This window comes from Microbacterium sp., from assembly GCF_017305435.1.
Lineage (GTDB): Bacteria > Actinomycetota > Actinomycetes > Actinomycetales > Microbacteriaceae > Microbacterium.
Genome location: NZ_JAFKIP010000003.1, coordinates 514,306 through 540,377, shown reverse-complemented (window position 1 = coordinate 540,377; position 26,072 = coordinate 514,306). Strand labels below are relative to the sequence as shown.

The window sequence follows — 26,072 nt, the reverse complement described above, 5'->3', positions numbered from 1 at the left end:
GTGGTTGAGCAGCCGGCACGGCCGGCGTATCGAAACCATCGATCACCGAAAGCACACACATGACTGACGAAGAACGCCCCGACCCGACCGCGCACTACAACCACGGGAACATCGACCAGGTCGACCTGCAGGTCGAGATGCAGCGCAGCTACCTCGACTACGCGATGAGCGTCATCGTCGGCCGTGCGCTGCCGGACGTCCGCGATGGTCTCAAGCCCGTGCACCGCCGTGTCATCTACGGCATGTACGACGGCGGGTACCGCCCCGACAAGGGCTTCAACAAGTGCGCCCGCATCGTCGGCGACGTCATGGGCCAGTTCCACCCGCACGGCGACTCGGCGATCTACGACGCGCTCGTCCGGCTCGTGCAGCCCTGGTCGCTGCGCTACCCGCTGGCCGAGGGTCAGGGCAACTTCGGCACCCCCGGCAACATGGGTGCCGCGGCATCCCGCTACACCGAGACCAAGATGGCGCCCCTCGCCATGGAAATGGTCCGCGACATCGAAGAGGGCACGGTCGACTTCGAGCCCAACTACGACGGCAAGACCGAGGAGCCCACGGTCCTGCCGGCGCGCTTCCCGAACCTGCTCGTCAACGGCTCGGTCGGCATCGCCGTCGGTATGGCGACGAACATCCCGCCGCACAACCTGCGCGAGGTCGCCGAGGGTGCGCTGTGGGCGCTCGAACACCCGGATGCCACGCGCGACGAGCTCCTCGAGGCGCTGATGGGCCGCATCCACGGCCCCGACTTCCCCACCGGGGCGCAGATCCTCGGGACGAAGGGCATCCGCGAGGCGCAGCGCACGGGCCGCGGCTCCATCACGATGCGCGCCGTCGTGAACGTCGAGGAGATCCACGGTCGCACGTGCCTCGTCGTCACCGAGCTGCCGTACCAGGTCAACCCCGACAACGTCGCGGCGAAGATCCGCGACCTCGCCCGCGACGGCAAGCTGCAGGGCATCGCCGACATCCGCGACGAGACGAGCGACCGCACGGGTCAGCGCCTCGTGATCGTCCTGAAGCGGGATGCCGTCGCCAAGGTCGTCCTGAACAACCTGTACAAGCACACGCAGCTGCAGGAGAACTTCGGCGCGAACATGCTCGCGATCGTCGACGGCGTGCCGCGCACGCTCGCCCTCGACGGGTTCGTCTCGTACTGGATCGAGCACCAGGTCGAGGTCATCGTCCGCCGCACGCAGTACCGCCTGCGCAAGGCCGAGGAGGACGCGCACATCCAGCGCGGCTACGCGCTCGCGCTCGACGCGCTCGACGAGGTCATCGCGCTCATCCGCCGTTCGCCCGACGTCGAGGCGGCGCGCACAGGTCTCATGGAGCTGCTCGGTGTCGACGAGATCCAGGCCGACGCGATCCTCGCGATGCAGCTGCGCCGCCTTGCCGCGCTCGAGCGTCAGAAGATCCTCGACAAGCTCGCCGAGCTCGAGCGGCAGATCGCGGAATACCAGGCGATCCTCGCCGACGAGGAGCGCCAGCGCACGATCATCGCGGAAGAGCTCACGGGCATCGTCGACAAGTTCGGCGACGAGCGTCGCACGCACATCCTGCACGGATTCGACGGCGACATGTCGATGGAAGACCTCATCCCCGAGGAGGAGGTCGTCGTCACGGTCACCCGCGACGGATACATCAAGCGCACGCGCAGCGACAACTATCGCTCGCAGCACCGCGGCGGCAAGGGTGTGAAGGGTGCGCAGCTGCGCGCCGACGACGTCGTCGAGCATTTCTTCGTGACGACGACGCACCACTGGCTGCTCTTCTTCACCTCGAAGGGGCGCGTCTACCGCGCGAAGGGCTACGAGCTCCCCGAGGCGGGGCGGGATGCCAAGGGTCAGCACGTCGCCAACCTCCTCGCGCTGCAGCCGGGTGAGGAGATCGCGCAGATCCTCGACATCCGCGACTACAAGGTCGCGACCCACCTCGTGCTCGCGACGCGCGACGGCAAGATCAAGAAGACCTTCCTCAGCGAGTACGACACGAACCGTCAGGGCGGGATCATCGCGATCCGCTTGCGCGGGCAGGAGGAGGAGACCGGCGGCGACGAGGTCGTCAGCGCGCTGCTCGTCGACGACACCGACGACATCCTCCTGATCTCTCGGCACGGTATGTCACTGCGGTTCACCGCGACGGACGATTCGCTGCGCCCGATGGGTCGCGCGACGGAGGGCGTCAAGGGGATGAGCTTCCGCGAGGGCGATTCTCTGCTCTCGGCATCCGTCGCCGCGGACGACGCGTTCGTCTTCGTCGTCACGGAAGGCGGCTACGCGAAGCGCACCAAGGTGAGCGAATATCGCCTGCAGGGACGCGGTGGACTGGGCATCAAGGTGGCCAAGCTCAGCGAGGATCGGGGCGATCTCGCGGGTGGTCTGATGGTCGCCGAGGACGACGAGGTCTTGGTGGTTCTTGCCAGCGGCAAGGTGGTACGCTCTGCCGTGGCCGAGGTCCCCGCCAAGGGGCGCGACACCATGGGTGTCGTCTTCGCCCGCCCCGATGACGACGACCGCATCCTCGCGATCGCCCGGAACTCGGAGCGTACCCTGGGTGACGCCGACGAAGCGGCGAGCCCCGCGGACGAGACCACGCCCTCGACCCCCGAAGAGAGTGACACTGACGCATGAGCACGGTAGCCGACAAGCTGGCCAAGAAGTCATCGAGCAAGACGAGCGCGAAGCAGGTGCGCCTGCGCCTCGTGTACGTCGACTTCTGGTCGGCCGTGAAGCTGTCGTTCCTCGCTGCGGTCGCTCTGGCGATCGTGACGATCGTCGGTGCGTTCCTCGTCTTCATGGTGCTGCAGACCACGGGCATGATCACGCGCCTCGATGACCTGTTCAAGGCGTTCGACGACAACTTCGTGTTGAGCGACTACATCGGCCTCTCGCAGGTGATGGCGTTCTCGGCGATCGTCGCGATCCTGAACCTCATCGTCGTCACCGTCCTCGGCGCCGTCGTCGCGGGCATCTACAACCTCATGGTCAAGGTGACCGGCGGCCTGCTCGTCGGCTTCACCTCCAACTGATCCGCCTCACCCGACCACGCCGCTCGTCCCGAGCAGCGTTCCGATCAGCCACGTGACGGCGAGGGCGAGTGCGCCTCCGACGACGAGCCGCGTCACGGCCCGCCGCTTCGGCGCACCGCCGAGGTGCGCGGCGAGGGAACCCGTCAGCGCGAGCGCTGCGAGCACCGCGACGACGGTGACGCCGACCCGCAGCTGCGGAGGAGGCAGCAGGATCGCGAGAAGCGGCAGCAGGGCGCCCAGAGTGAACGAGATCGCCGAGGAGATCGCGGCGTGCCACGGATTGACGAGGTCGTCCGCGTCGATCTTCAGCTCGGCATCCAGGTGCGCCGACAGCGCGTCGTGCGCGGTCAACTCCTCAGCCACGCGCCGGGCGGTGTCGTCGCTCAGTCCGCGGCGCCGATAGATGTCGGCGAGTTCGGCGAGCTCTTCGTCAGGCATCGTTTCGAGTTCCAGGCGCTCCTTCTGGATGAGCGCGCGTTCGGTATCGCGCTGGCTCGACACCGAGACGTACTCGCCGAGCGCCATCGAGATCGCACCGCCGACGAGGCCGGCGAGCCCCGCCGTGAGGAGGGCGGCGCTGGATGTCGTGGCTCCCGCGACGCCGACGACGAGTGCAGCGGTCGAGACGATGCCGTCGTTCGCGCCGAGCACCCCCGCGCGCAGCCAGTTCAGACGCTGGCCGAGACTTTCGCTGTGGGCCTCCCCCGGATGCGGACCGCTCATGCGTCGAGTAAACCACGCCCACGATTTCAGGTTCGGCGTGGGATCGGGTAAAGTCTTGGAGGTTGACGGCGTCGATGCCGATCCCTCACGGGGCTATAGCTCAGGCGGTTAGAGCGCTTCACTGATAATGAAGAGGTCCCAGGTTCAAGTCCTGGTAGCCCCACCACCCCCTCCGGGGCCTTAGCTCAGTTGGTAGAGCGCCTGCTTTGCAAGCAGGATGTCGGGAGTTCGATTCTCCCAGGCTCCACAGTTTCAGACGAAGTCGAACTCCTGGCGGAGTTCGACTTCTTTGTCTTCGTAGGCTCGGCGAATCTCGGCTGCGCGTGTTTCCATGAGACCCCGGGGGTTGACATTGTCACGGTGACAAGGTGTGAAGTACGTTGAGGAGGTATCGAGATGGTCGAGATCACAACGGACACACCGGGAAACCGGCTGAGGACTGCGCTCAGGGACACCAGCGCATCTGCGCGCTTGCAGGCTGCTTTGGCAGCCGGCACTCGACCAGATGGGTCCTACATCGAGGTTCTCGTGGAGCGTTGCGAAGTGGAACCGGACTTCTTCGTCCGGGACATGCTGACCTGGGCGCTGACGAGACATGATCCTGCGATGACGGTGAAGGCCGTGCTGCCCGAGCTTCACTCCAGTTCCCCACAAGCGCGCAGTCAGGCGCTGCACACGCTTTCGAAGATCGGTGACCCCGCGACCGGGAACGCGATCACCGTGGACCTCCTTCATGACGAGGACGTTGAGGTGGCTCGCGCCGCATGGCGCACTGCTGCCGGGTTCGTCCCTCAGGGTGGAGAGGTCCTGCTGGCTCGGGAACTGGTCGGCGAGCTCGGGCGGGGAGACCGAGAGACGCAACGGAGCCTGAGTCGGGCGTTCGCCGTGCTCGGAGCGACTGTCGAATCGGTGATCGAAGACGCAGCTCGCGGTGAGAACGACGACGTGAGCGCGCATGCCGTGGCAACGTTGGCGATCATGGCGGACCCCGATGAAGGGTTTGACGCGGCGATTGCAGAAGCGAAGCGGGTTGTGGCTCTTCGTGGGGCGCCGGCAGTGCGGGAGCAGTAGTTGCTGATCGGCGAGGTGGCGCAGCGTTCGGGCATCAGCGCCCGGATGCTGCGCCACTACGACCGCATCGGCCTGGTGTCTCCCTCGGACCGGACAGCCGGTGGGTACCGGGAGTATTCCGAGAACGATCTGCGGCGACTGTTCCACGTCGAGGGATTGCGGTCGCTGGGGATGGGCCTCGCGCAGATCGCGGACGTGATCGATGACCGCGATTTCGATCCTGCCGTTGTGGTCTCCCACGTGATCAACCGCACACGGGAGCAGATCGATCAGGCTCAGGAACTGGTGCAGCGCCTCGAGGAGGTGCAAGCCACCGATCCGAAGACGTGGCATGACGTCCTTCGAACCATCGGACTCGTTCGAGGCTTGGAATCTGCGAGTCCTTCGCGCCGCCAGCAACTGGCGCTGGAGGTCACCGAAGCCGACCGGAGAGACATCCCCATACTCGTTGAGGCCATGCTGCGTGAGAGCACCGAAGACGCGGCGGGAGCCCTGCAATGGGCTATCGCGCGAAGAGGCGGGGATGACGCGGTCTCCGCACTCGCTCATGCGATGCAGTCCGACGAGAGCGATCGGAGGCGCCACGCCCTCGATGCACTCGTGAAGATCAACACCCGTGCCGCGCAACGGGTGATCATGAAATCCGCGAATCATGAGGATCCGCGCATCCGAGCACGTGCGATCATCACCCGCGCTCAGCACGGCAAGAGTGGGGCAATCCCTGCGCTGGTCGCCCTCATCAGCACGGGGCGGGATGATGTCGAAGCCGCCGACGCGCTCACGGAACTCGCAATCCGTGACGGGCACATCGATCAGGTCATCACCGCATTGTCGGCGGAGCTGGCGGCCTCAGAACCCGTTGCCCGTCGGCGCCTGGTCGCAGCGCTGACCGATCTCCCCATTGCCGCCACGAAGGACACGCTGCACATGCTGCTCGATGACGACGACCGCGCGACTGCGGTCACCGCCAGGTTCATACTCGACACTCGAACCGAAGACGACTCCGCGCAGCCGGCGTCCGGATGACGGCTAGGATCGCGGAATGGATCTGCGGGTAGCCGCCTATGCCGTCATCGTCGACGAGCGCGGGATGCTGCTCGCGCATTGGCACGAGGGGCCGCGCGCCGCATGGACACTCCCCGGCGGCGGACTGGAGGCCGGAGAAGACCCCGCCGACGCCGTCGTGCGCGAAGTGCGCGAAGAGACGGGGTTCGAGGTCACGGTCGAGGAACTCCTCGGCATCCATTCCCGCGTCATCCCGGCGCGGCAGCGCCTTGCGCCGGGCGCGAGCGGGCCGCTTCACACCCTCCGGATCGTCTACCGTGCGCGTGTCGTCGGAGGAGATCTGCGCGACGAGGTCGGCGGGTCGACCGACCGGGCGGCGTGGTTCACGCTCGACGCTGTCGAAAGGCTGCACCGGGTTCAGCTCGTCGACCTCGCGCGGGAGATGGCGGGCGTCTGATCTCGATACACCGGCGCTCCGCGCCGGCACTCGATCACCGGGGGATCGCCGGTCTGCGCCGGGACGGATCACCGGGGAGCGGCGGGCTGCGAGATGTCGGCGACCGTCGCGTCGTAGGCGGCGATGAGCTCGTCGGCGTCGACGAACAGGCTGTAGCCGTGCGCGCCGGCGCCCATCGCGATGCGACGGCCCGCGATCGAGGCGTCGGCATACACCGGCCAGTCGTGGGTGCTGCCGATCGGAACGATCGTGCCGCGTTCGTAACCGGTCGCCTGCAGGGCGAGCTCGGGTTCGGGTAGGCGGAGCTTGTTGACGCCCACGAGAGCCCGGAGCTTCGGCCACGAGATCGCCAGATCGCCGGGGATCAGGGCGAACAGGTAGCTGTCGTCGGAGCGCTTGACCACGAGCGTCTTCACGATGTCCGCCGGCTCGAGCCCCAACAATGCCGCGGCCTCGGCGAGGCTGGATGCCGCGGGCCGCTCACGCAGCTCGATGTCGAGGCCGCGGGCGGCCGCCGCGGAGCGCACGCGGTCGAGAGGATCGGGCATTTGTCACCATGGTTTCGATACGCCGCCTGCGGCGGCTACTCAACCACCGAAGGGGAACGGCGCCTGCGGCGGATGTTGCGGTTCGGTGATCGAGTGCCGGCACGTCAGTGCCGGTGTATCGAGATCATCCGGTCGGCTTCGAAGGCGACTCAGGCGTCGGGGGCGCGCAGCGGGTCGTCCGCGACCCACAGCTCGTCGTCGGCGCGCAGCGTCTGCCAGGCCGCGTAGATCACGCCGGCCGCCGCAGCGACGCCCAGCAGGATCGCGATGACGCCGCCCGCGCTGACACCCTTCTTCGGCGGTGCCACGACGAGCTGCTTGGATGCCTGCTTGCCGTACTTCTCCGCCTTCTTCTGCAGGGCGGCGAAATCGACCGACCCGAACCCGCGACCGGCGGCGAGGTCGGAGCGCTTCTCGTTCGCGGCATCCCACACGCTCAGCGCCGAGCCGATCACGGCACCGGCGGCAGGAACGATCTTGTCGTTGTAGACCTTGCGCGACGTCTTGACGCCCTGGTCGACGTACGGTGCGGCGTACTTCTCGTACGTGTGCTGCACAGTCGGCACGACCTGCTCGCGGTTGTAGTTCCCGAGCTGACGCCCCGCCTCACGCGCGACATCCCCCGCCTGACCGAGCAGAACCTGCTGTGACTCCCACAGCGTGCTCGCCTGGTCCTGAAGCTTGCGGAGTTCCTTCTTGCGCTTACGGCTGAGGCTCACGGTGCCCTCCCTGATCCGGGGTCGTTTCCCCCCATCTTGCCAGACGCCCGCGACCTCGGAAGGGGTTGACAGGTGGGAGAATACCCAGCATGACGATCCACACCGCCGTAGCCACCTTCCACACCAACCACGGCGACATTGTCGTCAACCTGTTCGGCGACCACGCGCCGCGCACGGTGCAGAACTTCACCGGTCTCGCCGACGGATCGCAGGCCTGGACGCACCCCGCCACCGGCAAGCCGGGCGAGGGCCCCCTCTACACCGACGTCATCTTCCACCGCATCATCCCGAACTTCATGATCCAGGGCGGCGACCCCCTCGGTCAGGGCGTCGGCGGCCCCGGCTACAACTTCGACGACGAGATCCACCCCGAGCTGAACTTCAACGCGCCGTACATCCTCGCGATGGCGAACGCGGGCCTGCGCCGCAACGCCATCACGGGCAAGGCCGAGGGCACGAATGGATCGCAGTTCTTCATCACGACCGACCCGACCCCGTGGCTGCAGGGCAAGCACACGATCTTCGGCGAGGTGGCCGACGACGCCTCGCGCGCAGTCGTCGACGAGATCGCCGCGGTGCGGACGGGTGCCGGCGACCGTCCGGTCGAGCCCGTCGTGATCAGCTCGATCGACGTCGTCGCCGTCTGAGAGCCGACGCCCCGTCACGTGAGCGATACCGCGTTCCAGACCAATCCGGACAACTTCTGCTACCGGCATCCGGACCGGCAGAGCTTCGTGCTGTGCCAGCGGTGCCTGCGCACGATCTGCCCGGAGTGCCAGACCCCGCTCCCGGTAGGTGTCATCTGCCCGGAGTGCCTTGCGGAGCAGCGGAAGCAGCACCAGGCGAACGTGACCCGGATGCCGCGCCGCCGCCCCCTCGCGCGGGCGGCGGCGAACGGCACGCCCATCGTCACCTACACGCTCATGGGCGTGACGATCTTCTTCTACCTGCTGGGGCTCATCCCCGGCGGCTTCGGGGATCTCGTGCAGGTCTGGCTCGCGTTCAACGGCCAGCTCGCCTATACGCAGCCGTGGCGACTCGTCACCGTGACGCTCGTGCACGCGAGCCCGTGGCACATCGCACTCAACATGCTGGCGCTCTGGGCACTGGGGCGCAGTCTCGAGCCACTCCTCGGAAGATGGCGCTTCCTCGCGCTATATCTGCTGAGCGCGGTAGGCGGCTCCGTGCTGACCGCGCTTCTCGCCCCATCGACGTGGGTCGTCGGAGCGTCCGGCGCGGTCTGGGGCCTCCTCGGCGCGATGTTCGTGATCGGACGGCACATCGGCGCGAACGTCACCGCGATCGCGGTGCTTCTGGGTCTGAACCTCGTCATCACGTTCCTGCCGGGCTCGGGCATCGCGTGGCAGGCGCACATCGGTGGCGGGCTCGTCGGCGCGCTCGTGGGTTTCATCTTCGCGCGCACGCGCGCCATTCGTCAGCAGCGCACCCAGGTGTGGCTGCTCGTCGCGGTGGCGGTCGGGCTCATCGCGTTGCTCGCGATCCCCCTCTTCCTCTACCGGTAGCGGCAGAGTTATCCACAGCTTCGTCCACAGATGGGGATGAATGACACCCGTGTAATTCACACCCCGTGGACGAGGGTGTGGACAGGGATCAGCGCCAGCGCGTCGTCATGAGGAAGCCGACGAAGGCGATGCCGAACCCGATCACGAGGTTCCAGCCGCCGATGCCGGGGACGGGCAGCGCCTGCCCGCTGAGGTAGAAGACGATCACCCAGAGAAGCCCGAGGATCATGAGGCCCAGCATGATGGGCTTGAACCACACCGGGTTGGGGGCGGCTTCGCCCTCCGTGCGCTCGGTGAGCTGCTCGTCATCCTTGCCAGATCGTGCCATGCGGAGATTCTACCTGCCAGCCTCGCCACAGCCACGCTGTGCGAGAATCCGACTATGGGCGAACCCGCGACGATCACGCGCCGTCGACACCGCGCGCCGCGCCGCCGCGCATCGTTCGTCGGTGTGCTCGGTGAGATCCTCATCACACTCGGCATCGTCGCGCTGCTCTATGTCGCGTGGCAGATGTGGATCGGCGACTGGATCATCGGGGCCGAGAAGCACAAGGAAGCCAGCGCCCTCTCGCAGAGCTGGATGACGGCGTCGCCGACGGCCTCCGATGCGGCATCCCCCTCGCCGTCGCCGACCGACACCGCCGCCCCCGTCGAGACGGTCGTCCCCGTGCAGACGCAGCCCGACCACGGCACGCCGTTCGGGGTGATGTTCATCCCGCGCTTCGGTCCGGCGTGGCAGTTCACGATCGCGGCCGGAACCTCGCGCACCGACATCCTGGATCAGGGCGAGATCGGGCACTACGCCGACACGGCCATGCCGGGAGACGTGGGCAACACCGTGTACGCCGCGCACCGGTGGACCTCTGGTGCGCCGTTCGACCCGATCGATCAGCTCGTCATCGGCGATGCGATCGTCATCCAGACCCCGGACGGCTGGTACACCTACCGCTTCCGCACGCTCGAGTACGTGCAGGACACGCAGGTCGAGGTGCTCCTTCCCGTTCCGCAGCAGGTCGGCGTCGCGGCGAACGGACGCTACCTCACCCTCACGTCGTGCGCGCCGAAGCTCAACATGCTCGAGCGGATCATCGCGTACGCCGTCTTCGACAGCTTCACCCCCACCGCCGCGGGTCCGCCCGCCTCGCTCGCCGCGCCGACCGTAGGAGCCTCGTCCTGATGTACGCCGCACTCTGGCGCCTCCTGCCCGGCCCTGCCTGGGTGCGGGTGCTGATCCTGCTGGTCCTCGTGGCCGCGATCCTCTACGGGCTCTTCTGGTACGTCTTCCCCTGGGCGCAGCAGTTCATCTCCCCGCAGGAGTCGACCATCGGTGGCTGACGTCCTCGTGGTCGACAACCACGACAGCTTCGTGCACACCCTCGTCGGCTACCTCCACGAGCTCGGAGCGACGACGCGGATGATCGAGGCGGATGCCGTCGTCGACCCCGTCGCGGAGACGGCCGGATGCAGCGGCATCCTCGTCTCGCCGGGTCCGGGGCGGCCGGAGGATGCCGGTGCCTCGATCGAGATCGTCCGGACGGCGGCGGCGCGCGGCATCCCGCTCCTCGGCGTCTGCCTCGGTCACCAGGCGATCGCCGTGGCGTTCGGCGCGCGGGTCACCCAGGCGCCGGAGCTCATGCACGGCATCACGAGCGAGGTGCTCCACGACGGCGACGGGGTCTTCACGGGGGTCCCCTCCCCCGTCACCGCGACCCGCTACCACTCGCTCGCTGTCGACGAGTCGACGCTCCCCCCCGAGCTCGCGGTGACGGCTCGGACGGCGTCCGGCGTCGTGATGGCTCTCGCCCACCGGGCACTGCCGCTGTGCGGCGTGCAGTTCCACCCCGAAGCCGTGCTGACGGAGGGCGGATATCGGATGCTGGGGAACTGGCTCACCCGGACCGGTGATCCGGAGCTGGCGCACGCCGCCGCACGCGGCGCGGCGCTCTCACCGCACCGACTCGTCGACTGACCGGCCGCCTCCAGGCGCGCCGATCCGGGCAGGCCCTGCGGGTCCGGCGGGTCCGAGGCGATGCTCTGCGCGTCAGGGGCGGCCGGTGCAGACCGTGAGCTCCACCGTCGAGTGGATCGGCACGTCGCCGGGAGCGAGCGACTGCGCCGCGACGGTCGGGTCACCGCGTCCGGCGGGGCAGGAGGGATCCTCCACGACGGAGGGCGTGAGCTTCACGTCGTCGGCGGTGAGGGCGCGCTGCGCCGCCTCGACGGTATAGCCTACGACATCGACGAGCGTCACCGATCCGCTCGCGACGACGAGGTTGACGGCGGTGCCGGTGGGGATCTGATCGCCCCCGGTCTGATCGGCGGAGATCACCGTGCCGGCGCTGAGCTCCGGATCGTTCCGCGTCGTCACGGACCCGAGCGCGAGCTGCGCGGACGTCAGCGCGGCGGTCGCCGCCTCGGTCGACAGCCCCGCGAGATCCGGCACCGTGCCCATCTGCTGACCCGTCGACACATACACCTTGACGGTCTGGTCCGGGGCGACGGTGATCCCTGCCGCCGGTTCGGTGCGGATGACGTTGCCGGCGGCGATCTTGTCGCTGCTCTCCTCCAGGCGGTCGGCCTGCAGGTCCTGGCCGTACAGCAGCTCGTTCGCGCGATCCCAGGACATGTCGATGACGTCGGGGACGACCCGTGCGTTGTCGGGGATCGTCGTGCCGGGGCGGCTCGAGATCACCCAGAACAGCACCGAGATCAGCACGACCGCGAGGACCGTGATCCCCGCCCAGATCCACGCGGCGGGAGGACCCGCCTGCGTGCGCTTCATCGTCGTGTCGGTCGAGAGCTGCCGCAGCGATCGGGCAGTCTCGGCCGCCTGGCGCGGGTTGTCGCCGTAGAGCTCGCTCGTGAGGGCGCCGACCTGCTTCTTGCTGGGAACGCGGCCCTCTGCCGTGGCATCCAGCGCCTGGCGGAACGCGCCGGCGTCCTGGTAGCGCTGGAACGGGTCCTTCGCGAGGGCGCGCAGCGCGACGGCGTCGAGCGACCGCGGCACGGTCTCCACGATCTCGGACGGGGCCAGCGGCGTCTCACTCACGTGCTGATACGCGACGGCGACCGGAGTGTCGCCTCGGAACGGCGGACGCCCGGTGAGCATCTCGTACAGCACGACACCGGTCGAGTACACGTCGGCACGGGAGTCGACGGGCTCACCCTTCGCCTGCTCGGGCGAGAAGTAGGCGGCGGTGCCGATGATCGCCGTCGTCTCCGCGACGGTCGACGACGAGTCGGAGACGGCGCGGGCGATACCGAAGTCCATCACCTTGACCTGGCCGTCGCCGGTCACCATGACGTTGCCGGGCTTGATGTCGCGATGCACGACGCCGGCGCGGTGCGAATACTCGAGCGCCTCGAGGATGCCGTCCGTGTAGCGCAGCGCGTCGGGGATCGGCACCGGCCCTTCGGCGATCACGTCCTTCAGCAGCCGTCCCGAGACCAGCTCCATGACGATGTACGGCACGGGATGGGTCGTGCCGTCGGCATCCGTCTCGCCGTCCTCGCCCGCGTCATAGACGCGGACGATCGTCGGGTGCGACATCCGTGAGGCGGCCTGGGCCTCCAGGCGGAACCGTGTGCGGAACGCAGGGTCGGCGGCGAGCTCGCGCTTGAGGATCTTGATCGCGACCTCACGGCCGAGCGTGACGTCCTGACCGCGATAGACGCTGGCCATGCCGCCACGCCCGATCAGCTCGTCGACCCGATAACGGTCGGACAGCACGCGCGACTTCACAGACACTTCTCCCCCTGGCACTCCGTCGCCAGCCTAACCGACCGGCCTCCGTACACGCCGTCAGGTCAGGGCGTCGCGGACGGCGTCGGCGTGATGGTCGCGACCGTCTGGGCCGAACTCGGCGACGTGCGCACGTTGCCCGAGCTGTTCTCGCACTCGACCGAGTAGTTCACGACGACCGTCCCGGATGCTCCGGCGATGACGACCGCGGGCTGCTGACCGATCAGGAAGGAGGCCTTGGTGCCGCCACCCGCCTGGAACGTGCCCCCCTCGACGCTGAAGACGTAGTTGGTCGGCGTGAAGCCCGCGGGGCACGAGTACCCCTGCCACGTGACGTTCAGCTCGCCGCCGGCCGCGACCGAGGTCGCACTGAGGGTCGGAGCGCCGGGCTGGGCCATCTCGGACTGCGGCCCGTAGACCGTGAGGGCGACAACCGTGCTGGGCGGCACGTTCCCGCCGCTCGGGTTGGTCCGGTAGACCTTGCCGATCTGATCCTCCGTCGATGCGGCGTCACCGTCGGTGCACGTCGCCTCTGCCGTGAAGCCGGCGGCGGTCAGGGCGCTCTTCGCTTCGTCGCAGGTCTTGCCGACGAGCGTGATCGCACCGAGGTTGATGTTCGCGGCCGTGGGAGACGGCGACTTCGACGGCGTCTGCGAGGGCGATTCCGACGGCGAGGACGACGACGGCGCCGGTGCGGGCTGCTGGTTCGACAGCAGCGCGAATACGGTCCCGCCGAGGACGAGCAGCAGCAGGACGATGAGGGCGACGAGCGGCCACGTCCAGGGGCTGCGCTTCTTCTTCGCGGGCTCTTCCGCGTCGGCAGTGAGCGCCGGCGCCGCAGCCGGTGCCGCGGCGGCCGTCGGAAGGATGCGCGTGGTCTCCTCGCCCCCCGTGCCGAGGAGCTGGGTGGCGGCGTCGAGGCGCCCGGCACCGGCGATCGCCGGGACGATCGCGATCGCGCCGGCGATGTCGCCGCGACGGAGCGCCGACGCCGCACGGGCGACGGCCGACGCCGTGGCGGGTCGGTCGTCGGGCTTCTTCGCGATCATCGACATCACGAAGTTGCGCACGGGCTCGGCGATCGTCTCGGGCAGGGGCGGCGGCGCGTCGTTGATCTGCGCCATCGCGATCGCGACCTGCGACTCGCCCGTGAAGGGGCGCTTGCCGGCGAGGCACTCGTACGCGACGATCCCGAGCGAGTAGATGTCGGTCGACGGGGATGCCGGGTGGCCGGAGGCCTGCTCGGGCGAGAGGTACTGGACGGTGCCCATGACCTGCCCGGTCGCCGTCAGCGGCACCTGGTCGGCGATGCGCGCAATGCCGAAGTCGGTGATCTTCACGCGCCCGTCGGGCGTGATGAGGAGGTTCCCCGGCTTGATGTCGCGGTGGACGAGCCCCGCCGCGTGCGCGGCCTGCAGAGCGGCTGCGGTCTGGGCGACGATGTCGAGCGTCTTGTCGGTGGAGAGCGACCCTTCGCGCTCGAGGATGGTCGACAGCGCCTCACCGGGCACGAGCTCCATCACGAGGAAGGCCGAACCGTTCTCCTCGCCGTAGTCGAAGACGCTCGCGATGCCCTCGTGGTTGACGAGGGCGGCGTGGCGGGCCTCGGCGCGGAAGCGCTCGAGGAACCCGGGGTCGCCCATGTACTCGTCCTTGAGGATCTTGATGGCGACCGTCCGCCCGATCACGTGATCGGTGGCCTCCCAGACCTCGCCCATCCCGCCGATCGCGATCCGCGAGTCCAGCTCGTACCGACCCCCGAAGCTCACACCTTGCGTCGGTCTCATCTGCTCAGCACCGCCTCTAGTACTTTCTTCGCGATGGGGGCCGCGATCCCGTTGCTCGTCCCGGACTGTCCGAGCCCTCCGCCGTCCTCGATCATGACCGCGACGGCGACCTGGGGGTCGTCCGCCGGGGCGAAACCGGTGAACCAGAGGGTGTACGGATCACCTGGTCCGTGCTCGGCCGTGCCGGTCTTCCCGGCGACGTCGACGCCGTCTATTCTTGCACCGCTCGCTGCGCCGTCGCTGACATTGGCGATCATGAGCGAGGTCATCGTCGCGGCATCCGCATCGCTCAGCGCGCGGCCGAACTGCGTGTCCTCGAAGGTCTGCTGCACGGTGAGGTCGGGGGCGACGACTCGGTCGACCATCCGCGGGTTCATGACGATCCCCTTGTTGGCGATGCCGGCGGCGACGAGCGCCATCTGCAGCGGCGTCGCCTGCACGTTCTGCTGGCCGAAGCCGGTGAGTCCGGTCTGCGCATCGTCGAGCGGTCCGGCGGGGTAGATCGAGGCATCCGTCGTCAGCGGGATGTCGAAGCGCGTGTTGAAGCCGTACTTCTCCGCCTCGGCACGGATCGCGTCGTCGCCGAGGGCGATCGCGAGCTGCGCCATCGGGATGTTGCAGCTGAGTCGCAGCGCCGTCGCGAGGGTGACGGTGTCGCCCGGGCCGCACGCTCCCCCGTCGAAGTTGTGGATCGTCTGCGACGTGCCGGGCAGGACGTAGCTGGAGGGGTTCTGGAACGTCGAATCGGGCGTGAACTGGCCCGAGGCCAGAGCAGCGGATGCCACGACGAGCTTGAACGTCGAGCCGGGCGGGTTGAGGCTCGAGCCGATCGCACGATTCCACAGCGGGTTCGTCGCGCTCGCGACCAGGTCGTCGTAGGTCGTGTTGACGGCGTCGGCATCGTGGACGGCGAGGGTGTTCGTGTCGTAGCTCGGGCTCGTGACCATCGCGAGGATGCGTCCGGTCTTCGGCTCGACGGCGACGACCGCGCCCTGGTAGTCGCCGAGGGCTTCGTAGGCCGCGCGCTGGAGGGCGGGATCGAGGGTCAGAAGGACGTTGGAGCCTCGCGGCGGCTGGCCCGTGATGATGCGGTCGATGCGGGAGAGGAACTGCGACCCGGCGGTGCCGGACAGCTCGCTGTTCATCGCGCGCTCGATCCCCGTCGCCGAGTTCAGCACGGGATTGATGTAGCCCGTCACGGGCGCCCACATCGGGGCATCCGTGTATTGACGCTGCCAGCTGTAGATGTCGTCCGACGGCACCGACTGGGCGATGACCTCGTCGCCGGCGATGATCGACCCGCGCTGGACCTCGAACGAGTCGTACAGGGCGCGGCGGTTGTGCTCGTTGTCGGCGAGGTCCTGCGCCTGCACGACCTGGATCCAGCTCGTCGCGCCGAACAGGGCGACGAACATCGCGAGCATGATGAGGCTGAGGCGCCGCAGTTCCTTTGTCATGAGAGCGCCTCCTTCACCCGATCACCACACGCGGGCGGGAGCGGACGGCGTCGGAGATGCGCAGCAGGAGCGCGACGATGATCCAGTTGGCGATGAGCGACGATCCACCGGCCGCGAGGAACGGGGTGGTCAGGCCCGTGAGCGGGATGAGGCGCGTCACGCCGCCGACCATGATGAACACCTGCAGTGCGATCGTGAAGGACAGGCCGGTCGCGAGGAGCTTGCCGAAGTCGTCCTGACCGGCGAGGCCGACGCGCACGCCGCGGCTCGTGAACACCATGTACAGGCACAGGATGGCGAAGACGCCGATGAGGCCGATCTCCTCGCCGAGGCTCGGGAAGATGTAGTCGCTCTGCGACAGCGGGGTGAGACCGGGGCGCCCCTGACCGAGTCCGGTGCCGATGAGGCCGCCGTGCGCGAGCCCGAAGATGCCGCTGACGAGCTGATAGCTCGAGCCGTCGACGGTGTCGGGGTCGAACGGGTACAGCCAGTTCGTGAACCGCGCCTGGACGTAGGGCAGGATGCTCGTCGCGGCGGCGACGCCGATGGCGGCGAGGGTCAGGCCGATCACGACCCAGCTCGTCTTGCCGGTCGCGACGTAGAGCATCGCGACGAACATGCCGAAGATGAGCATTCCGGTGCCGAGGTCGCGCTGGAGCACGATGATCGCCATCGCTCCTGCCCACAGCAGCAGCAGGGGGCCGAGTTCGCGCGGCCGCGGCCAGGTCATGCCGAGGAAGCGGGTGCCGACCGAGGTCAGCGCCTCGCGGGTGCGCACGAGGTAGCCCGCGAAGAAGATCGCGAGGCAGATCTTGGCGAGCTCCCCCGGCTGGAAGGAGAAGAAGCCGCCGATCGAGATCCAGACGTCCGCGTTCTGGTCGGTGCCGAGGCCGGGCACGAAGGGCAGGAGCAGCAGGAGGATGCCGGCGAAGCCGAAGACGTAGGTGTACCGCAGCAGCACGCGGTAGTTGCGCAGGGCGATGACGATCGCGACGGCCAGCGCGATCGCGATCGCGAGCCACGCGAGCTGGCGCGTGGAGTACGCCGCCCATCCCGAGTCGCCGTCCTCGATGTCGATGCGGTAGATCATCGCGAGCCCGAGGCCCGAGAGCACGGTCGCGATCGGGACGACGAACGGGTCCGCCTGCGGTGCGCGGTAGCGCAGCACGATGTGGAGGCCGAGGACGAGCACCGTGAGGCCGCCGCAGTAGTAGAGGAACGTCCAGTCGATGTGCCCCGTCGCGCCGAGCTGGACGAGGGCGACCGCGGATGCGTTGATGAGGAACCCGAACAGGAGCAGCCCCAGCTCGCGGTTGCGCTGCGTCTGCGGCATCCGGATGCGGCGCAGCGCCTTGATGATCGTGGTGTCGGCGGCGACGGGCGAGGTCGTGTCGGTCATGGCGAGCTCCCTTCCGTCGTGTCCGTCGAGCGCAGGGTGTCGACGATCTGCTGGGCGTCGGCGAGCGAACGGGCCGAGATCGTCTGCTGCACCGCGAGGCGCTGATAGAAGGGCAGGTCGACGAGCAGGATGCCGGTGTCCTCGTAGGGCGTCGACAGCGAGATCGGGCCGATGTCCTGCTGGATGCCGCGGTAGATGACCACGGAGTTCTCGTCCGACCCGACGAAGTAGCGTGTCTGCGTCCAGGAGTACGCGGCGGCGACACCGGCGAAGAGCGCGCCGATCACGACGATGAGGCCGACGATCCACCAGAGGCGGCGACGCCGCGAACGGCGGCGGTCCTCTTCGATGAGCTCCTCGAGGAACTCGGGGGCAGGCTCGAAGTGGGTCGGCTCGTTGGCGGCCTGCCGATTCGGGTGCAGCCAGCTCGTCCGGCCGGCGCGCGCCGCCGGCACCTCGATGCCCTGCGGGTTGGATGCCGAGCCGACGATCGTGGCGGTGCCGCTGAACATCGGGTGGCTGCCGCCCACGTCGACGATGATGACGGTGACGTTGTCGGGGGCCCCGGCATCCAGCGCCTGCTTGAGGAGCAGGTCCGCCGTGCGCCCGGGCGGGAGGTGCTGGCCGAGCGTCTTGGCCGTATGGGCGTCGTCGACGACGCCACAGAGGCCGTCCGAGCACAGCAGCCAGCGGTCGCCGGGCTGGGTCGGCATGATGAACGTGTCGACCTCGGGGTCGGGGTCCATGTCGCCGAGGACGCGCATGAGGACGGAGCGTCGCGGGTGGTAGCGCGCCTCCTCCGGCGTGATGCGACCCGAGTCGACGAGCCGCTGCACGAACGTGTGGTCGGTCGTGATCTGCGTGAGCGCGTCGTCGCGGTAGAGGTAGATGCGCGAATCGCCGATGTGCGCGATGACGGCGTAGTCGTCGACGAAGTCCAGTGCGCTGACCGTCGTGCCCATGCCCGCGAGCTCGGGGCGATCGGCGACGGTGTCGATGAGGACGGTCGCCGTCGAGGCGATGGCCTGCTGCAGCGCGTGCTCGGCCTCGGTGGGCGTCGCGAAGGGCTGGTCGAGGTCCTTCAGTCGGTGCACGGCGATGCTGGATGCCACATCGCCGCCGGCGTGGCCGCCCATGCCGTCGGCGACGACGAAGAGGTTCGAGCCGCTGTAGCCCGAATCCTGGTTGTTGGAGCGCACCTTCCCGGTGTGGGAGATGGCGGCGCTCGACCCCTCGAAGACCATGCTGACGCCGGGCTACTTCCGCAGCTCGAAGGTCGTCGCGCCGACCTTGATGGGGGCGCCGATCCGCACGGGGACGGGGCTCGCGACGCGCTCGCCGTCGTGCCACGTGCCGTTGGTCGAGTCGAGATCCTGCAGCATCCACTGGTCGCCCCACAGGAGCAGGCGCGCGTGGTGGCTCGACGTGTAGTCGTCGCGGATGACGAGGCCCGACTCGCTCGATCGCCCGATAGTCAGGGGCTCGCCGGTGAGCGGCAGTTCGAGACCGGCCTTCGGGCCGCTCGTGATGACGATGCGCGAGACCGCGTCGCGGGTGGCCTTCTGCGGGCCGCCGGTCGCCTGCGGGGGGCGCGCGGTGGATGCCGCGGGTCGGGCGACCGGTGCGACGGGGGCCGTGACATCGGCGGCCGATGCCGCGGGAGCGGCAGCCGGGGCCGGGTCGGGGAGCTTTCGCACCTTGACGCCGAAGAGGTCGGCGCGCAGGGAGTAGACGACCGCGAAGACGAACGCCCACAGCAGGATCAGGAAGCCGATCTGCAGCAGGAGCAGAGTGAGCTGACTCACGTGAGCCCGCCGATCCCGAAGGCGCGCGTCGCGTCGGCGGCGGAGGTCGTCGGGCGTGGCTGCGTCGCCTGCGCGATCACGCGGAAGGTGATGTCGGTGCGCCCGATCGTGATGATCCCGTCGGGGGGCAGCGGCGCCTCGGAGATCTTGCGTCCGTCGAGCTGGGTGCCGTTGGTCGAACCGAGGTCGCGGACCATCGCCCGCTCCCCGTCCCACAGGATCTCGACGTGACGACGACTCGTCCCGGCATCCGCGATCGTGATGTCGGCGTCGCTGCCGCGGCCGATGACCGTGCGGCCCTTGGTGAGGGGGTGGCGCTTGCCCTCGACATCCACGACGCCGCGCCAGGCGACCTGGCCGGCTGCCGTCTGCGAAAGGATGCGCAGGGTGCCGGTGGGCAGCTGCTCGTCGGCGGCGATCGAGATCGAGACGGGGCCCGCGAAGGAGAAGCCCTGCGCCTGCGCATGCGTCGTCACGAGGGTGTGCAGCTCATCGTCGAGCGTCGAACCGAGCGACCCCATCCGCTCGGCGTCGGCGGGGGCGAGGCGCACCTCGAACGTGTTCGGCGCGAGGATGCGGTCGCGGCTCACGACGGCGGCCTTGGCATCCAATTCGGTCCGCAGCGCCGCCGCGATCTCCACCGGTTGGATGCCGCTGCGGAAGGACCGTGCGAAGGCGCCGTTGACGGCGCGATCGAGACCCTTCTCGAAGCTGTCAAGTAGTCCCACGGGGCTCCTCTAGCTGGCTGGCCGGTGCGTACATGCTAGTTGCACACCCTGAACGAGAGCACATTCCGTGATTCTGAGGCGCCGCGCGCCCGTGATATCCTCGGGAAGTTGAGTTCCCGTCGATCGGGAGCGCAGCATGCGCGAGTGGCGGAATAGGTAGACGCGCTGGCTTCAGGTGCCAGTGCCCGCAAGGGCGTGGGGGTTCAAGTCCCCCCTCGCGCACAGTGTGATGTTCCAGGACATCGTGAACGGGTGAACCCCCGGTTTCGGGGTTTCACCCGTCTTTCGTTCTGCGCTGCAGCTGCCGTCGGTGCCGATGCTCAGGGCGTGGTGGACAGCTCGATTCCCGTGATCAGGACTCGGATGGCGAACTCGCGTCTGACCTGCTCGTCTGGGCCGGTCAGCAGCGCCGCAGACCGTGTGATGCGGGGGAACTGCTCCGGATCCGCGCTCTCATATGCGCTGCGCACATGCTCTCGTTCGACGTCACCACGTGCGCCGTCCCGCTGCGCGGTGCGTTCGATCGCGGTGGACGCGGCGAACTGGGCGATGAGGTCTATCGCCATCGCGCTGCGGTCGTCGGTGATGCCGCCGGCTTCCATCAGCATGAGTTCGTGTTCGGCGAGTCGGAGGGCGCCGGGAAGGATGGGGATCGTGCCGAGTGCGACGGCTCCGAGTCCGGGGTAGCTCTGCAGGACGTCGATCGTGTTGACGATCGTCTGGGTGAGGGCTTCCCGCCAATCGAGTCCGTGTGCGCCCGCGTCGACGAGCGGTACATGCGCGTATGCCGTATCGAGGACGTGCCCGAGAAGAACGTCGCGGTTCGCAAAATACGCGTACAGCGACGCTGGCCCGGTTTCGACCTGCTCGGCGACCTGCCGGAGCGTGACGGCCTCGACGCCGTGCGCGCGGATCAACGCCATGGCCGACTCGATGATCGACTGCCGGGACAGCGGGGCCTTCGCCGAGCGTCCGCGCCGCATCGATTCTTCGCGCTGTGACATGACGACAGCCTATTTGACACGAACAACGTTCGTGACGAATACTGTTCGCGAACGGTGTTCGTTATAGATGGAGGAAGCCATGTCTGTTCTTGTCGTGGGTGCGAGTGGTTCCGTGGGGAGCGCTGTCGTCACGGGTCTGGTCGAGCGGGGGGTCGAGGTGAGGGCGTCGAGTCGTACTCCGCAGAAGCTGTCGTTGTCAGCCGAGGTGAGGGTCTTCGCAGCGGATCTGAATGAGCCGGAGTCGTTCGCGTCCGCGCTCGAGACCGTCGACAGAGTCTTCCTGTATGCCGATCTGGCCGAACCGGAAGCATTGATCGCGGCGTTCGCCTCGGCGGGGGTGCGGCATGTGGTTCTTCTGTCCTCATCGTCGGCGACGTCTCCTGGCGCGTCGGAGGACTTCAACGGTTCGCGTTTCCTCCGCGTCGAACGAGCCATCGAGGAGTCGGGTCTGGCCTACACGTTCCTGCGACCGGGCGGATTCGCCAGCAACGCGGCGCGCTGGAGCTGGGGAGTCAAGGGAGAGAACGCGGTGCCACTGCCCTATCCGGATGCCGTGCAGGTGCCTATCCATGAACAGGACATCGCCGACGTCGCGGTGATCGCCCTGACGAGTGACACGCTGATCGGGCGTACGCCGATCCTGACTGGTCCAGACCGTCTCACCCTGCGTGATCAGGTCGCCATCATCGGCGAGGTCATCGGGCGAACCGTGGCCGTGATCGAGCAGACGGAGGCGGAGTCTGCGGCGATGCTGTCGCGGTACGTCCCCGAGGTGTGGGTGCGGCAGATCATCAAGGATTGGCGCGAAGCCGTCGGCACCACTCCTGTCATCTCCGATGAGTACACCCGCATCACGGGCGCGCCGTCTCGCACGTTCCGCACATGGGTCGAGGACAACGCCCGTCTCTTCCGCTGAGGTGCGTCTTGTCGGTCGTCGTGTCGTTGCTGCGTCCTCGTCCGGCTCAGGAGACGCCGTGCAGGTAGCGGAGCATCCGCTCGGCGCCGTCCGCGTCTCGGGAGGCGATGCACGCGCGCAGCCGTTCGTACCCGTCGTTGCGGCTGATCGGCCCGGCGAGGAAGGGATGCCAGCCGTGCAGGTTGCGCTGGATCGCGAGCGCGGCTTCGCGGATGACACCGATGAACATCGCGTTGCCCGTCGCTTTGGTCACCTCGATGAACATGTCGGTGGATGCCTCGAACAGCCCCAACGCATCGGCGCGGTGGGCGCTGTCGACCACGGCATCCGCGAGCTCGACGATCGTCGCGTGCTGATCCTCGTCGCAGCGCTGCAGCGCGATGCGCAGCGCATTGCCCATCAGGTACGCCGTGAACTCGCCCGTCTCCTCGCGGAGTCGATCGTCGGGTGTGGAGACGCGCGTGTAGCGGCCGACGGCGATCTCGACGAGGCCGAAGCGCTCGAGGCGCTGCAGGGCTTCGCGGATCGGAGTGCGGGACACGCCGAGCTGGAGAGCGAGATCGACGTCGCGCAATCGCTGGCCGGGGCCGAAAGTGCCGTCGAGAATGGCAGCGCCGATACGCGCATGCACCTCATCGCTGAGGATCATGCCGCCGGCGACCTCGATCGGGGAGAGGTGGGCGATCATCGCACTGGATTCTACGTTCGGTACTGATGACACCGAGACGCACCTTCTGTGAATCTCTGTCGCGGGGCATCGGTCTTCGGGTGCTCGAAGAGATCTCACGGCAGATTCCCATGTGATCCGAGGAGGACCCGCCCGATGAATCCGTACAGTGGTCGCAGCCACGCCGAGCGTGGCGTATCCGGGGGGATCCGTCGACGCCCGAGCGGCGCGCATCGCGCGAAACGCTCGGGCGTCGAATGGTATTCATGCAACGTTTGTGTCACCATCGCCGTCACAGTCCTGCGCGGATCGCTGTACCCAAGTACGGTTGAGGCGTCGGCGCGACTGCGTCGGCATCGCACGTCAGTAAGGCAGTCATGGCAACGCAGGGCACCGTCAAGTGGTTCAACTCGGAGAAGGGCTTCGGCTTCATCGCTCCCGATGAGGGCGGCGCGGACGTCTTCGCTCACTACTCCGCCATCGAGTCGAGCGGCTACCGCTCCCTCGAGGAGAACCAGCGCGTCGAGTTCGAGATCGCCCAGGGCCCCAAGGGCCTCCAGGCGGAGAACATCCGACCCATCTGATCCGGGTTGACGGCCCGCGTTCGCGCGGGCCGTCAGTCTTCGATCAACAGCAGGGCGCGCAGCGCGTCGACATCGTCGACGGCAGCTGTGGCGCCCTCGCTTTCGTGGGGCCAGCTGAAGCCCCAGCGCACGAAGATCACCGCGACGTCATGCGCGGCGCCGCCCTCGACGTCGTGGTGACGGTCGCCGATGAGCACCGGGCGACTCGTGTCAGCGCCCGCCGCCTGGAGGCGACGCAGCGCCTCGGCGACGATGTCCGCCTTGGACGCGAGCGTCTTCTCGTCGGGGGTCGACCCTGCCATCGCCTGCAGATGCGGAACCAGGTCGAAGTGCTCCATCAGCGCCACCACCTGAACCTCGGGCTTCGAGCTCGCTGTCGCCTGCGCGATGCCCGCGGCATCCAGGTCTCCGATCAGCTGCGCGATGCCGGGGTAGAGCTTCGCGCCCGTCGTGTAGCCGTCGGCCTTGCCGATCGTGCGGTAGTAGGCGACCGCTTCGGTGGCTTCGGCGGGACTCATGCCGACGTTCGTCTGGAACGAGTCGAACATCGGCGGCCCGATCCAGTGCACGAGCTCAGCGCGCGTCGGCGCGGGCTTGCCGAAGTGCTCGAGCGCGATCGTCAGGCGACGCAGGATGCCGTCCGAGGCATCCACGATCGTCCCGTCCACATCCCACAGCACGCACGTGAAGGGCGATCGCGAAGTCATCCCGCCAGCCTATCGGCGGCTCAGAACAGGCGCGGCGCGCCCGACTCGGTGCCCTTCATGCCCTCGTAGTCCAGCGTGACGCAGCGGATGCCGCGGTCGCCGGCCAGCACCTTCGCCTGTGGCTTGATCTCCTGCGCGGCGAAGACGCCCGCGACGGGAGCCAGGTGCGGGTCGCGGTTCAGCAGGTCGAGGTAGCGGGTCAGCTGCTCGACGCCGTCGATGTCGCCGCGCCGCTTCACCTCGACGGCGATCGTGCCGCCGGAGGGGTTGCGCAGCAGCAGGTCGACCGGCCCGATCGCCGTCGGGAACTCTCGCCGGACGAGCGTCAGCCCGTCGCCGATGACGTCGACCTGCTCGGCCAGCAGACGCTGCAGATCGGCCTCGACGCCGTCCTTCTGCAGTCCCGGGTCGACGCCCAGCTCATGCGCGGAATCGTGCAGCACCTCATAGATGCGCACGAGCAGCGCGTCCCCCGTCTTCGCATGGGTGACCCGCCAGTGCTCACGCACTCCAGCCGTCGCCGACTCGGCATCCGGTTCTTCGACGGTGAGCGTGCAGGGCGGGCTCATCCAGTTGAGCGGCTTGTACGAGCCGCCGTCGGAGTGCACGAGCAGCGAGCCGTCCCCCTTGTGCACGAGCAGGCGCGTCGCGAGCGGGAGGTGGGCGTTGAGGCGCCCGGTGTAATCGACGGAGCAACGGGCGATGACGAGACGCACCCGTCGAGTGTACGCGGGCGCGGGATCGGGTCGGGGCCGTCGCGCGGCACCGGCTGGTGACGGCTGGAGCCGAGCGCGCCGGTTGTTGCCGAGGTCGCCGGTTGTTGCGCGCGAAGAACCGGCCCTTTCGGTGGGATGCGGCGCACTCGGCGCGGGCGGCGCGCGCGGCGCGCGCGGCGCGGCGGCCGGCGCAAAGCGCGCGAATGCGCAGGCCGGGTCAGTGGTGCCCGGCGCCGACCTTCGAGCCCGCGATCGGCTTCGCGGCGCCCGACGCGAAGCCGCTCATGACGATGAGGCCGACGATGATCCAGAGGGTGTTGAGGATGCCGATCTGGTGGCTGATCCAGCCGAGCACCGGCGGGCCGCACAGGAACGCGACGTAGCCGATGGTCGCCGCCGCCGAGACGGATGCCGCGGCCTTGGCCGGGTCGTCCGCCGCCGCCGACATGCCCAGCGGGAATCCGAGTGAGGCGCCGGCGCCCCAGAGAGCGACGCCGACGAAGGCCAGCGGCAGATTCGGCGCGAGGATGAACACGATGAGGCCGATGCCCCCCGTCACGGCGAGACCGCGCAGCGCCCACACCCGGCCGATCCGGTCGACGAGCGGGCCGCCGACGGCGCGGAAGACCGTCATCGAGATCGAGAACACCGTGAGGAAGATCGCGCCGGTCGCCTCCGACTCGCCGTGTCCGTCGACGACCGCGATCGTGAGCCAGTCGTTGGCGCTGCCCTCCGCGAATGCCATGCCGAGGATGATCGCGCCGATCGCGTAGGTGCGCGGGTCGCGCCAGACCTCGAGCGCGGCATGCAGCCGCTCGCGGCGCGTCGAGGAGGAGTCGGCTGCCGCCGCTGCGGCGTGCGCAGCATCCGGGGCCGGCACGAAGCGCAGGGCGACGATCGTCACGGCGAGCCACACGACCGCCACGGTGCCCAGGTGCCACGAAGCGCCGACGCCCCAGGCGGCCATCGCGACGCCGATGCCCGCGCCGGCCACGGTGCCGAGGCTGAAGAACGCGTGGAAGAGCGGCATGAGGGTACGGCCGGTCGCCTGCTCGACGGATGCCGCCTCGACGTTGATCATGACGTCGGTCGCTCCGAAGCACAGGCCCATGAGCGCGAGGCCGATCGCGGCGAGCGGGTACGATCCGAGCGCATCGACGCCGAGCGCGGCGAGGAAGAGGCCCACGGCGACGCCCACGACCGTCACCGAGAGGCCGCGCTTCGCTCCCCACCGGGCGACGATGACGTTCGCCGACATGACACCGAGGAGCGAGCCCGCGCCCATCGAGAAGAGCAGCACCCCGACCTCGAAGTCGTCGATGCCCAGGTTCTGCTTGACCGCCGGCAGCCGCGACGCCCACGACGCGAACGTCACTCCGGACAGCAGGAACAGGGTGAAGACGGCGGTGCGCCAGGGCGCCAGGCGCGTTCCGGTCACGGAGGTGTCGAGAGTCACCCGGACAGCTTACCGAATCGATTCGAC

At 68.5% G+C, this 26,072-nt stretch carries 28 protein-coding genes and 3 tRNA genes; 15 read left to right on the top strand and 16 right to left on the bottom strand.

The features are described 5' to 3' along the window. The first annotated feature begins 59 nt into the window (after nucleotides 1–59). Both gyrA and J0I43_RS05835 read left to right on the top strand, forming a co-directional pair. A complete protein-coding gene (gyrA, locus tag J0I43_RS05840) occupies nucleotides 60–2,633 on the top strand; it encodes a DNA gyrase subunit A (protein WP_292860424.1) in 2,574 nt (857 codons plus the stop codon). Next, nucleotides 2,630–3,031 carry a DUF3566 domain-containing protein gene (locus J0I43_RS05835; RefSeq protein WP_292860421.1) on the top strand — a complete coding sequence of 134 codons (402 nt, stop codon included), beginning with the start codon at nucleotides 2,630–2,632 and terminating at the stop codon, nucleotides 3,029–3,031. Before gyrA ends, J0I43_RS05835 begins: the two co-directional genes overlap by 4 nt. A 6-nt stretch (nucleotides 3,032–3,037) precedes the next feature. Here the strand turns inward: J0I43_RS05835 and J0I43_RS05830 are convergent, their stop codons facing one another. Continuing rightward, nucleotides 3,038–3,754, bottom strand: a complete 717-nt coding sequence (locus J0I43_RS05830; RefSeq protein ID WP_292860418.1) for a VIT family protein — start codon at nucleotides 3,752–3,754, stop codon at nucleotides 3,038–3,040. An 89-nt stretch (nucleotides 3,755–3,843) separates the two neighbouring features. Between J0I43_RS05830 and J0I43_RS05825 the strand changes: the two genes are divergently transcribed. The 5 genes from J0I43_RS05825 (at nucleotide 3,844) to J0I43_RS05805 (ending at nucleotide 6,287) form a co-directional block, all read left to right on the top strand. Then, nucleotides 3,844–3,920, top strand: a tRNA-Ile gene (locus J0I43_RS05825). A gap of 8 nt (nucleotides 3,921–3,928) precedes the next feature. Beyond that, a tRNA-Ala gene (locus tag J0I43_RS05820) sits at nucleotides 3,929–4,001 on the top strand. Between the two features lie 149 nt (nucleotides 4,002–4,150). Further along, complete coding sequence (locus J0I43_RS05815; protein ID WP_292860415.1) at nucleotides 4,151–4,825, top strand: HEAT repeat domain-containing protein; 675 nt, start codon at nucleotides 4,151–4,153, stop codon at nucleotides 4,823–4,825. Continuing rightward, entirely contained in the window at nucleotides 4,826–5,851 is a 1,026-nt protein-coding gene (locus J0I43_RS05810; RefSeq protein ID WP_292860412.1) for a MerR family DNA-binding transcriptional regulator, read from the top strand. It abuts the gene before it with no gap. A 16-nt stretch (nucleotides 5,852–5,867) separates the two neighbouring features. Next, nucleotides 5,868–6,287, top strand: coding sequence for an NUDIX hydrolase (locus tag J0I43_RS05805; protein WP_292860409.1), 420 nt, complete (start codon nucleotides 5,868–5,870; stop codon nucleotides 6,285–6,287). Between the two features lie 68 nt (nucleotides 6,288–6,355). Here J0I43_RS05805 and J0I43_RS05800 read toward each other — a convergent pair whose 3' ends face one another. Both J0I43_RS05800 and J0I43_RS05795 read right to left on the bottom strand, forming a co-directional pair. Continuing rightward, entirely contained in the window at nucleotides 6,356–6,835 is a 480-nt protein-coding gene (locus J0I43_RS05800; RefSeq protein WP_292860406.1) for an aminoacyl-tRNA deacylase, read from the bottom strand. A 149-nt stretch (nucleotides 6,836–6,984) separates the two neighbouring features. Next, nucleotides 6,985–7,554, bottom strand: coding sequence for a DNA helicase (locus tag J0I43_RS05795; RefSeq protein ID WP_292860403.1), 570 nt, complete (start codon nucleotides 7,552–7,554; stop codon nucleotides 6,985–6,987). 89 nt (nucleotides 7,555–7,643) lie between these two features. Here J0I43_RS05795 and J0I43_RS05790 point away from each other — a divergent pair, with 89 nt between their 5' ends. Together J0I43_RS05790 and J0I43_RS05785 are read left to right on the top strand one after the other, a co-directional pair. After that, nucleotides 7,644–8,201, top strand: coding sequence for a peptidylprolyl isomerase (locus J0I43_RS05790; protein WP_292860401.1), 558 nt, complete (start codon nucleotides 7,644–7,646; stop codon nucleotides 8,199–8,201). Between the two features lie 18 nt (nucleotides 8,202–8,219). Then, on the top strand, nucleotides 8,220–9,077 hold the full coding sequence (locus J0I43_RS05785) for a rhomboid family intramembrane serine protease (protein ID WP_292860398.1): 858 nt from the start codon (nucleotides 8,220–8,222) through the stop codon (nucleotides 9,075–9,077). An 88-nt stretch (nucleotides 9,078–9,165) separates the two neighbouring features. Here J0I43_RS05785 and J0I43_RS05780 read toward each other — a convergent pair whose 3' ends face one another. Next, nucleotides 9,166–9,405: a cell division protein CrgA gene (locus tag J0I43_RS05780; protein WP_292860395.1), complete on the bottom strand. Its 240-nt coding sequence runs from the start codon at nucleotides 9,403–9,405 to the stop codon at nucleotides 9,166–9,168. Nucleotides 9,406–9,459: 54 nt separating this feature from the next. Between J0I43_RS05780 and J0I43_RS05775 the strand changes: the two genes are divergently transcribed. From J0I43_RS05775 to J0I43_RS05765, 3 genes are read left to right on the top strand one after another with little or no spacing between them, the layout of a single operon-like run. Then, a complete protein-coding gene (locus J0I43_RS05775) occupies nucleotides 9,460–10,254 on the top strand; it encodes a class E sortase (protein WP_292860392.1) in 795 nt (264 codons plus the stop codon). Beyond that, nucleotides 10,254–10,412 carry a hypothetical protein gene (locus J0I43_RS05770; RefSeq protein WP_292860390.1) on the top strand — a complete coding sequence of 53 codons (159 nt, stop codon included), beginning with the start codon at nucleotides 10,254–10,256 and terminating at the stop codon, nucleotides 10,410–10,412. Before J0I43_RS05775 ends, J0I43_RS05770 begins: the two co-directional genes overlap by 1 nt. Continuing rightward, nucleotides 10,405–11,046 (top strand): aminodeoxychorismate/anthranilate synthase component II, encoded by a 642-nt coding sequence (locus J0I43_RS05765; protein ID WP_292860387.1) that lies wholly within the window; start codon nucleotides 10,405–10,407, stop codon nucleotides 11,044–11,046. The genes J0I43_RS05770 and J0I43_RS05765 overlap by 8 nt, the downstream gene beginning before the upstream one ends. Before the next feature lie 72 nt (nucleotides 11,047–11,118). On the opposite strand, the gene pknB is transcribed toward J0I43_RS05765, so the two are convergent. The 7 genes from pknB to J0I43_RS05730 are packed head-to-tail and all read right to left on the bottom strand — an operon-like array spanning nucleotide 11,119 to nucleotide 19,995. Continuing rightward, entirely contained in the window at nucleotides 11,119–12,825 is a 1,707-nt protein-coding gene (gene pknB, locus J0I43_RS05760) for a Stk1 family PASTA domain-containing Ser/Thr kinase (RefSeq protein ID WP_292860384.1), read from the bottom strand. A 59-nt stretch (nucleotides 12,826–12,884) separates the two neighbouring features. Next, nucleotides 12,885–14,606 (bottom strand): serine/threonine protein kinase, encoded by a 1,722-nt coding sequence (locus J0I43_RS05755; protein WP_292860381.1) that lies wholly within the window; start codon nucleotides 14,604–14,606, stop codon nucleotides 12,885–12,887. Beyond that, the gene (locus tag J0I43_RS05750; RefSeq protein ID WP_292860378.1) at nucleotides 14,603–16,063 is read right to left on the bottom strand and encodes a penicillin-binding protein 2; all 1,461 of its coding nucleotides are present in this window, start codon (nucleotides 16,061–16,063) and stop codon (nucleotides 14,603–14,605) included. The genes J0I43_RS05755 and J0I43_RS05750 overlap by 4 nt, the downstream gene beginning before the upstream one ends. Nucleotides 16,064–16,076: 13 nt before the next feature. Then, nucleotides 16,077–17,462, bottom strand: a complete 1,386-nt coding sequence (locus J0I43_RS05745; RefSeq protein WP_292860375.1) for an FtsW/RodA/SpoVE family cell cycle protein — start codon at nucleotides 17,460–17,462, stop codon at nucleotides 16,077–16,079. Then, nucleotides 17,459–18,706: a PP2C family serine/threonine-protein phosphatase gene (locus J0I43_RS05740; RefSeq protein ID WP_292860373.1), complete on the bottom strand. Its 1,248-nt coding sequence runs from the start codon at nucleotides 18,704–18,706 to the stop codon at nucleotides 17,459–17,461. Before J0I43_RS05740 ends, J0I43_RS05745 begins: the two co-directional genes overlap by 4 nt. A 12-nt stretch (nucleotides 18,707–18,718) precedes the next feature. Continuing rightward, nucleotides 18,719–19,267, bottom strand: a complete 549-nt coding sequence (locus J0I43_RS05735; RefSeq protein WP_292860370.1) for an FHA domain-containing protein — start codon at nucleotides 19,265–19,267, stop codon at nucleotides 18,719–18,721. Beyond that, nucleotides 19,264–19,995: a DUF3662 and FHA domain-containing protein gene (locus tag J0I43_RS05730; protein WP_292860367.1), complete on the bottom strand. Its 732-nt coding sequence runs from the start codon at nucleotides 19,993–19,995 to the stop codon at nucleotides 19,264–19,266. The genes J0I43_RS05735 and J0I43_RS05730 overlap by 4 nt, the downstream gene beginning before the upstream one ends. Before the next feature lie 138 nt (nucleotides 19,996–20,133). Here J0I43_RS05730 and J0I43_RS05725 point away from each other — a divergent pair. Then, nucleotides 20,134–20,217 (top strand) — tRNA-Leu (locus J0I43_RS05725). Between the two features lie 98 nt (nucleotides 20,218–20,315). Here J0I43_RS05725 and J0I43_RS05720 read toward each other — a convergent pair. After that, nucleotides 20,316–20,999, bottom strand: coding sequence for a TetR/AcrR family transcriptional regulator (locus tag J0I43_RS05720; protein WP_292860364.1), 684 nt, complete (start codon nucleotides 20,997–20,999; stop codon nucleotides 20,316–20,318). Nucleotides 21,000–21,066: 67 nt separating this feature from the next. Here J0I43_RS05720 and J0I43_RS05715 point away from each other — a divergent pair, with 67 nt between their 5' ends. After that, complete coding sequence (locus tag J0I43_RS05715; RefSeq protein ID WP_367267542.1) at nucleotides 21,067–21,915, top strand: SDR family oxidoreductase; 849 nt, start codon at nucleotides 21,067–21,069, stop codon at nucleotides 21,913–21,915. Nucleotides 21,916–21,961: 46 nt separating this feature from the next. Here J0I43_RS05715 and J0I43_RS05710 read toward each other — a convergent pair whose 3' ends face one another. Then, nucleotides 21,962–22,603 (bottom strand): GntR family transcriptional regulator, encoded by a 642-nt coding sequence (locus J0I43_RS05710; protein ID WP_292860358.1) that lies wholly within the window; start codon nucleotides 22,601–22,603, stop codon nucleotides 21,962–21,964. A 356-nt stretch (nucleotides 22,604–22,959) separates the two neighbouring features. On the opposite strand from J0I43_RS05710, the gene J0I43_RS05705 reads away from it, so the two are divergent. Next, nucleotides 22,960–23,166 carry a cold-shock protein gene (locus tag J0I43_RS05705; RefSeq protein ID WP_215487015.1) on the top strand — a complete coding sequence of 69 codons (207 nt, stop codon included), beginning with the start codon at nucleotides 22,960–22,962 and terminating at the stop codon, nucleotides 23,164–23,166. Between the two features lie 32 nt (nucleotides 23,167–23,198). On the opposite strand, the gene J0I43_RS05700 is transcribed toward J0I43_RS05705, so the two are convergent. The 3 genes from J0I43_RS05700 to J0I43_RS05690 all read right to left on the bottom strand — a co-directional run bounded on the left by J0I43_RS05700 (nucleotide 23,199) and on the right by J0I43_RS05690 (nucleotide 26,045). Then, on the bottom strand, nucleotides 23,199–23,873 hold the full coding sequence (locus J0I43_RS05700) for an HAD hydrolase-like protein (RefSeq protein ID WP_292860349.1): 675 nt from the start codon (nucleotides 23,871–23,873) through the stop codon (nucleotides 23,199–23,201). Nucleotides 23,874–23,893: 20 nt separating this feature from the next. Next, the gene (nucS, locus tag J0I43_RS05695) at nucleotides 23,894–24,589 is read right to left on the bottom strand and encodes an endonuclease NucS (protein ID WP_292860345.1); all 696 of its coding nucleotides are present in this window, start codon (nucleotides 24,587–24,589) and stop codon (nucleotides 23,894–23,896) included. 217 nt (nucleotides 24,590–24,806) lie between these two features. Continuing rightward, on the bottom strand, nucleotides 24,807–26,045 hold the full coding sequence (locus J0I43_RS05690; protein WP_292860342.1) for an MFS transporter: 1,239 nt from the start codon (nucleotides 26,043–26,045) through the stop codon (nucleotides 24,807–24,809). Nucleotides 26,046–26,072: the final 27 nt, after the last annotated feature.

Bases quoted from the DNA above. Each gene is read 5' to 3' on its own strand.
- J0I43_RS05805 (WP_292860409.1), top strand. From the start codon at position 5,868: ATGGATCTGCGGGTAGCCGCCTATGCCGTCATCGTCGACGAGCGCGGG.
- J0I43_RS05740 (WP_292860373.1), bottom strand. From the start codon at position 18,706: ATGGTCTTCGAGGGGTCGAGCGCCGCCATCTCCCACACCGGGAAGGTG.
- J0I43_RS05745 (WP_292860375.1), bottom strand. From the start codon at position 17,462: ATGACCGACACGACCTCGCCCGTCGCCGCCGACACCACGATCATCAAG.
- J0I43_RS05715 (WP_367267542.1), top strand. From the start codon at position 21,067: ATGGAGGAAGCCATGTCTGTTCTTGTCGTGGGTGCGAGTGGTTCCGTG.
- J0I43_RS05800 (WP_292860406.1), bottom strand. From the start codon at position 6,835: ATGCCCGATCCTCTCGACCGCGTGCGCTCCGCGGCGGCCGCCCGCGGC.
- J0I43_RS05815 (WP_292860415.1), top strand. From the start codon at position 4,151: ATGGTCGAGATCACAACGGACACACCGGGAAACCGGCTGAGGACTGCG.
- J0I43_RS05775 (WP_292860392.1), top strand. From the start codon at position 9,460: ATGGGCGAACCCGCGACGATCACGCGCCGTCGACACCGCGCGCCGCGC.
- gyrA (WP_292860424.1), top strand. From the start codon at position 60: ATGACTGACGAAGAACGCCCCGACCCGACCGCGCACTACAACCACGGG.
- J0I43_RS05700 (WP_292860349.1), bottom strand. From the start codon at position 23,873: ATGACTTCGCGATCGCCCTTCACGTGCGTGCTGTGGGATGTGGACGGG.
- J0I43_RS05835 (WP_292860421.1), top strand. From the start codon at position 2,630: ATGAGCACGGTAGCCGACAAGCTGGCCAAGAAGTCATCGAGCAAGACG.
- J0I43_RS05755 (WP_292860381.1), bottom strand. From the start codon at position 14,606: ATGAGACCGACGCAAGGTGTGAGCTTCGGGGGTCGGTACGAGCTGGAC.
- J0I43_RS05720 (WP_292860364.1), bottom strand. From the start codon at position 20,999: ATGTCACAGCGCGAAGAATCGATGCGGCGCGGACGCTCGGCGAAGGCC.
- J0I43_RS05770 (WP_292860390.1), top strand. From the start codon at position 10,254: ATGTACGCCGCACTCTGGCGCCTCCTGCCCGGCCCTGCCTGGGTGCGG.
- J0I43_RS05750 (WP_292860378.1), bottom strand. From the start codon at position 16,063: ATGACAAAGGAACTGCGGCGCCTCAGCCTCATCATGCTCGCGATGTTC.
- J0I43_RS05830 (WP_292860418.1), bottom strand. From the start codon at position 3,754: ATGAGCGGTCCGCATCCGGGGGAGGCCCACAGCGAAAGTCTCGGCCAG.
- J0I43_RS05705 (WP_215487015.1), top strand. From the start codon at position 22,960: ATGGCAACGCAGGGCACCGTCAAGTGGTTCAACTCGGAGAAGGGCTTC.
- J0I43_RS05790 (WP_292860401.1), top strand. From the start codon at position 7,644: ATGACGATCCACACCGCCGTAGCCACCTTCCACACCAACCACGGCGAC.
- J0I43_RS05710 (WP_292860358.1), bottom strand. From the start codon at position 22,603: ATGATCGCCCACCTCTCCCCGATCGAGGTCGCCGGCGGCATGATCCTC.
- J0I43_RS05780 (WP_292860395.1), bottom strand. From the start codon at position 9,405: ATGGCACGATCTGGCAAGGATGACGAGCAGCTCACCGAGCGCACGGAG.